The sequence below is a fragment of the Moorena sp. SIO4G3 genome (assembly GCF_010692305.1).
GTDB classification, from domain to species: domain Bacteria; phylum Cyanobacteriota; class Cyanobacteriia; order Cyanobacteriales; family Coleofasciculaceae; genus Moorena; species Moorena producens_A.
The window spans coordinates 21,565-27,564 of sequence record NZ_JAAHIG010000091.1; the positions used below are offsets into that span (position 1 = coordinate 21,565).

General features: G+C 45.4%; 4 protein-coding genes and 1 pseudogene. 3 read left to right on the forward strand and 2 right to left on the reverse strand.

Annotated features, from left to right (window positions below; translation table 11 throughout):
* Positions 1 to 426: 426 nt before the first annotated feature.
* Positions 427 to 564, forward strand: a complete 138-nt coding sequence (locus tag F6J99_RS17790) for a hypothetical protein (protein ID WP_293114059.1) — start codon at positions 427 to 429, stop codon at positions 562 to 564.
* A 456-nt stretch (positions 565 to 1,020) separates the two neighbouring features.
* Positions 1,021 to 2,076 (forward strand): Fe(3+) ABC transporter substrate-binding protein, encoded by a 1,056-nt coding sequence (locus tag F6J99_RS17795; RefSeq protein ID WP_293114060.1) that lies wholly within the window; start codon positions 1,021 to 1,023, stop codon positions 2,074 to 2,076.
* Between the two features lie 294 nt (positions 2,077 to 2,370).
* Here F6J99_RS17795 and F6J99_RS17800 read toward each other — a convergent pair whose 3' ends face one another.
* Positions 2,371 to 4,047 (reverse strand): iron ABC transporter permease, encoded by a 1,677-nt coding sequence (locus tag F6J99_RS17800; protein WP_293114061.1) that lies wholly within the window; start codon positions 4,045 to 4,047, stop codon positions 2,371 to 2,373.
* 282 nt (positions 4,048 to 4,329) lie between these two features.
* On the opposite strand from F6J99_RS17800, the gene F6J99_RS17805 reads away from it, so the two are divergent.
* Positions 4,330 to 5,715 (forward strand): aldehyde dehydrogenase, encoded by a 1,386-nt coding sequence (locus F6J99_RS17805; RefSeq protein ID WP_293114062.1) that lies wholly within the window; start codon positions 4,330 to 4,332, stop codon positions 5,713 to 5,715.
* Here the strand turns inward: F6J99_RS17805 and F6J99_RS17810 are convergent.
* Positions 5,712 to 6,000: pseudogene (locus F6J99_RS17810) on the reverse strand (hypothetical protein); the annotation flags it as partial. The gene F6J99_RS17805 and the pseudogene F6J99_RS17810 sit on opposite strands and share 4 nt — an antisense overlap.

Below are 6,000 nucleotides of genomic sequence, written 5' to 3' on the forward strand. Positions count from 1 at the left end.
GGATCAATCCAGTCGCTCTGTTTCACCCTCGGTCTAAAGACACGAGGCTCTCACCTGGATGTTTTGGTAGGGAATAGGAAACAGGGAATAGGGAACAGGGAATAGGGAATAGGGCAAAAATTCTGTGTACCTCATAGCTAGGAAAAACGCTATAGCATTTTTATAGGAAAAACGCTATATCATTTTTATTTGAGATGTAAACATAGGATTGATAGACTAAGCGATGCATCGCTTAAACCACTCTTGACCATGGCATTTTTCATTTTGCATTTTGCCTTAAAAGGCTAATAGCAATCCGTCTAGTAATTGTGATAATTTTGTTCCCTGTTCCCAGATCCGCTGTTCCCGATTACCAAAAATTATGGGTTTAAAGTTCCTGTAGGGTGGGCAGGGTCGCAGACAGATTCACCAAGCTGACAATGCAGGTTGCTAGGCACTGCCCACCTGAGGATTAAGGACTATTTTCTCTTCCCAACTCCCGACTCCCGACTCCCGACTCCCGACTCCCGATTCCCGATTCCCGACTCCCGACTCCCGATTCCCGACTCCCTCAGTAGTCAGTAGCCGCTAAATCTTATCAATTGTACCAATGCTGGTAAGGGGTTTGCCAAATCAAAGGCACGAATAATGGCTAAACCCTTTATATGACAAGCTTTTCCAGTCTTTGTTTCCTAAGGGCTGAAGTTCCCTGCTGCGCGCAGCCCTATAACTTTCCGCTCTATTCCTCTGGAAAATTTTTAGATAAATTTCTGATTAGCCATTAAAAACATTCTAGTATAATGAGTAAAGTTCCTCTTCTACACACTGACCATTACATCTACTATAGGGTCAAGTATATAGTCAAATCAGGTAATTGAAAGGATTTATCTGGCATTCGACCGCCTGAGGTAGTTTACAAAATCTACAAACTAATCGATAATTTATAGCGATAGTAGTAGGTATGGTAACTCAGGTGTTGGATTACCATACCTACTGCACAGATTTAGCGACAACCCTAAGGAGAGAAAGTAGTAGTTGCTGATGAACATCAACAGAAGAAATATCTTACTAGCAGGTGGTACAGCCATGGCGGCTTACACCTTAGGTGAACTGGGTAAACCTCGTAGAGCAGCCGCCCAGAATGAGGTAGTCAATGTCTACTCCTCTCGTCACTACAAGACCGATGATGACTTGTACGACAACTTCACCCGCATCACTGGTATTGAAGTGAATCTGATTGAGGGGAAAGCAAATCCATTAATAGAACGGATTAAAAGTGAGGGGGCGAATAGCCCAGCTGATGTCTTAATCACTGTTGACGCTGGTCGTCTGTGGAAAGCTGACCAGGCTGGCATTTTTGCCCCGGTTAATTCATCGGAACTCAACTCCAAGATTCCCGCTAACCTACGACACCCTGACAATCACTGGTTTGGCTTCACTAAGCGAGCGCGGGTGATTATGTATAACAAAGACAGAGTTAACCCTGCGGATCTGTCAACTTACGAAAATCTGGCTGATCCCAAATGGCAAGGTCGCATTGCTATCCGCTCATCGAGCAACGTCTATAATCAGTCTCTGGTGGCGTCACTGATTGCCAGCCTGGGTGTACCAGCAGTAAAATCATGGGTCGAGAGCTTTGTGGGTAACTTTGCTCGCAAGCCTCAGGGTAATGATCGAGCCCAAATTGAAGCGGTTGCTGCTGGGATTGCGGATATTGCGATCGCAAATACTTATTATCTACCTCGCTATATTAAATCCGATGACCCTGCCAAGCAGGCGATATTCAAGAAAGTTGGTGTATTTTTCCCCAATCAGCAAAACCGGGGTGCCCACATTAATATCAGTGGTGGCGGCTTGGTGAAAACAGCTCCTAATCCAGGAAATGCTATCAAGTTCTTAGAGTATCTAACTAGCCCTACGGCTCAGACCTTCTTTGCTCAAGCTAATAGCGAATATCCAGTGGTTCCTGGAACACCGATTGATCCGGTACTTGCGGGCTTTGGTTTTCCTTTCAAGGAAGATCCAACCAGTGTTTCCAAATATGGGCCTAATAGTGCTACAGCAGTTCAACTGATGGATATTGCTGGTTGGGTCTAGCAGTTCTGAATTAGGTGAAGTACTTTCGTCTTAGGGAGTAGGGAGTAGGGAGTAGGGAGTCGGGAGTAGCGCCGAGCTTCCTAAAACCCAGAACTTTGTCCTAACTGAATTGATAAATACTATAGTGGTTCTGCCGTAATTAGCATCCTTTTTTACGGAAGAGCCAATTTTTTTGATTCCAACACCATTAACCTTGACCTATTTTGACTCCTTACTTCTGTAAAATCACCTTCAACATTTCTAAATTCTAAATTCTAAATTCTAAATTCTAAATTCTAAATTATGCATTATTATCTATCCCTGAGACTTAGCAATCTTTAAACTTAATAAAATTACTGGAATAATTCCTACTAAAACAATGGCTAAGGCTGGTGCTGATGCCTGTATTAATCGTTCATCGGAGGCATACTGGTAAACTCTTACTGCCAGGGTGTCAAAATTAAACGGTCGCATGATCAGAGTTGCTGGTAACTCTTTCATCACATCCACAAACACCAACATGGCTGCTGTCAACAATCCTCCCCACATTAATGGGGCGTGAACTTTAATTAGGGTAAGCGTAGGTCCATAACCGAGACTGCGAGAGGCATCATCTAAACTAGGCTTGATCTTACCTAAGCTGGATTCAACGGTATTGAATGAAATTGCTAGGAAGCGCACAAGATAGGCGTATACTAAAGCAATGATGGTGCCACTGAAAAGTAAACCGGTGGATAGGCCAAAGGTTGCCCGCATCCAGCTGTCAATGGTATTGTCCAACTGACCTAAGGGCATTAAGACACCAACTGCAATCACTGAACCAGGGATAGCGTAACCCATGGCAGCAGTGCGTACTGCTAAGCGCATCCCTAGTTTGGGCACTAGACGTTGCCCATAAGCCATGACTAATGCTAATACCATGGCAATCGCAGCTGTTGTAATTGCTAATAGTAAACTATTTGTAGCTAGCTGCAAAAAATTATCATCTAAGGTTTCCTCAGCATTTTTAATGGTCATGTGCAGCAAAAATGCTGCGGGTGCTAAAAATCCAAGAGCAATGGGAAGGAAACAGGCTAACAGTGCGAGGATGCCTCGGCCCCCAGTTAGTGAAAATGGCTTGATTCGTTGGTAACTACTGCCAGTCTCATAATAGCGAGATTGCTTACGAGACCAGCGTTCCAGTACAATTAAAACAATTATGAATAGTAGTAAACAGGCGGCTAGTTGAGCAGCGGCTGACCTCTCACCCATGCCTAACCAGGTACGATATATCCCTGTAGTGAAGGTATTGACACCGAAATACTCTACTGTGCCAAAGTCGCTTAGGGTTTCCATCAGTGCTAAGGCCAAACCTGCCATGATCGCCGGTCTGGCTAGGGGTAGAGCGACGGTGAAAAAGCCACGCCAAGGGCTGCATCCGAGGGAACGAGCAGCTTCTAGGGTACGCACGGATTGCTCTAGGAACGCTACCCTGGTGATCAGGTAAACGTAGGGATACAGCACTAAAGACAACATTGCGATCGCACCCCACAAAGACCGGACATTGGGAAACCAATAATCCTGCACGCTAGTCCAGCCAAACAGCTGCCGCAGCCAGGTCTGTACCGGTCCAAAAAAGTCCAGCATATTGGTGTAAGTATAGGCAAGTAAATAGGCTGGTGCTGCCAGAGGCAGTAGTAGCGCCCATTCAAACACCCGGCTTCCCCAGAAGCGACACATGGTTACTAGCCATGCTGTTGAGACCCCAAGGATTAATACTCCACTACCTACACCTAGGATTAACCAAACGGAGTTGGCAATGTAACTGCCTAAGACAGTGGAGACTAAATGACTCCATACTTCCGAAGAATCGGAGAACATACTGCCCAGCACAAATAGGACTGGTGCGCAAATTAGGAGTGCGATCGCAATTACCGAGACTGTCCAACCAGGCAAACCCAGACGATGCCATGGTTTGTTACCGCTCAATAGTGCTGAAATTTTTAGTGGCATCGGGAGTTTTCAGGCAAATGATTGTTTTGAGGAATGTTTTCAAGGAGCTGAACTCAGAGGCTGTTTATACAGTAAATGTATAGACAGCGATGAGTTGCTTAATATTGGTGGGTTACGGCGGACAGCTCTCTTCAAAGGTGAGCTTTTAAAGTACTCCCCGCCTAACCCACCCTACGCTCAACTCTTGCAAGTATTTAGCAATAAACTATCCTATCAAATAATTGCTAACCTTGAACCAGAAGAAAATGATTTTTTTTTTCCGTTCAGGGGTTAAATTTTAAGATGCTTGAACTACAAACCAGTCAAGTCAAAGATATTTTGGCTCAGCAGCGCAATTTTTTCAGCACCGGTAAAACCAAAGATGTGGCATTCCGGATCGCCCAACTCAAGCGCATCAAGCAAGTTATTTTAGAAAATGATACTGCCATTTTAGAAGGGTTGAAAGCCGACCTGCACAAGGCGGAATTTGAATCTTATGCTACCGAAATTATCCTGGTGCAGGAAATTGATCACACCCTCAAGCATATTAAATCCTGGGTCAAGCCCAAAAGAGTCCCGGTCTCAATGGCAAATTTTCCAGGCTCTGGTCAAATTTATCCCGAACCCTTGGGAGTAGTACTGATTATCAGTCCCTGGAACTATCCATTTGCTCTAGCGATTGCGCCTTTAGTGGGTGCGATCGCAGCCGGAAACTGTTGCGTGATCAAACCCTCTGAAATCTCCCCTCACACCTCTGGTGCGATCGCAGAGATTATCCAGAAAAACTTTGACCCTAGCTATATTGCTGTAGTGGAAGGGGGAGTAGAAACCAGTCAGGAACTGTTAGCAGAAAAATTTGACCATATCTTGTTCACCGGCAGCACCCAAGTTGGCAGAATTATCATGACTGCTGCTGCCAAACACCTAACCCCAGTCACCCTAGAGTTGGGGGGTAAAAGTCCCTGCATTGTGGAGACAGATGTGCCGATAGAGACTACAGCAAAACGAATTGTTTGGGGTAAGTTTATCAATGCCGGTCAAACCTGCGTTGCACCAGACTATCTGCTCGTCAATCGGGAGATTAAATCTGATTTACTCCAGGAAATCAAAGCTTGTATCCATAAATTTTATGGAGACGATCCCGCCAAAAGTCCAGATTATGCTCGGATTATCAGTGATAAACATTATCAGCGTTTGAGTAGCTTACTCAAGGATGGTGAGATTATAATTGGTGGACAAACTAATGCAGAAGACCGCTATATTGCTCCCACGGTCATCGACAATATTTCCTTAGAGGATAAAGTGATGGAAGAGGAAATCTTTGGTCCGATTCTACCTGTGATTGAATACAGTAATTTAGATGAAGCGATTGGGATAGTTAACCAAAGACCAAAACCCTTAGCCCTATATTTTTTCTCCAGAGACAAATCAAAGCAACAGCAGGTTTTGCAACAGACCTCTGCTGGTGCTGTTTGCTTGAATGAAACAGTTATGCATCTAAATGTTCCTTCCCTACCATTTGGTGGAGTTGGTGATAGTGGCATGGGTGCTTATCATGGTAAAGCTGGTTTTGATACCTTTTCTCACCAAAAAAGCGTGCTGAAGAAGTCCTTCTGGCTGGATTTGCAGTTGCGCTATGCTCCCTACAAAGACAAACTGGAACAGATCAAGAAATTTGTTAGTGGTTAGTCATTATTGGTTTTAGGGAGCTTCAAAGTGGGGAGTCCGGAGTCGGGAGTCCGGAGTCGGGAGTCGGGAGTCCGGAGTCCGGAGTCGGGAGTCCGGAGTCCGGAGATAGCGCCGTCTTGGGGAGCCAGTTGCTGATCTCCCCATCTCCCCATCTCCCCATCTCCCCATCTCCCCATCTCCCCATCTCCCCATCTCCCCACCTCCCCATCTCCCCATCTCCCCATCCCCCCATCTCCCCATCTCTTCATCTCCCCATCGGCAGCGCCCACGTCTGACCTCCAGTCA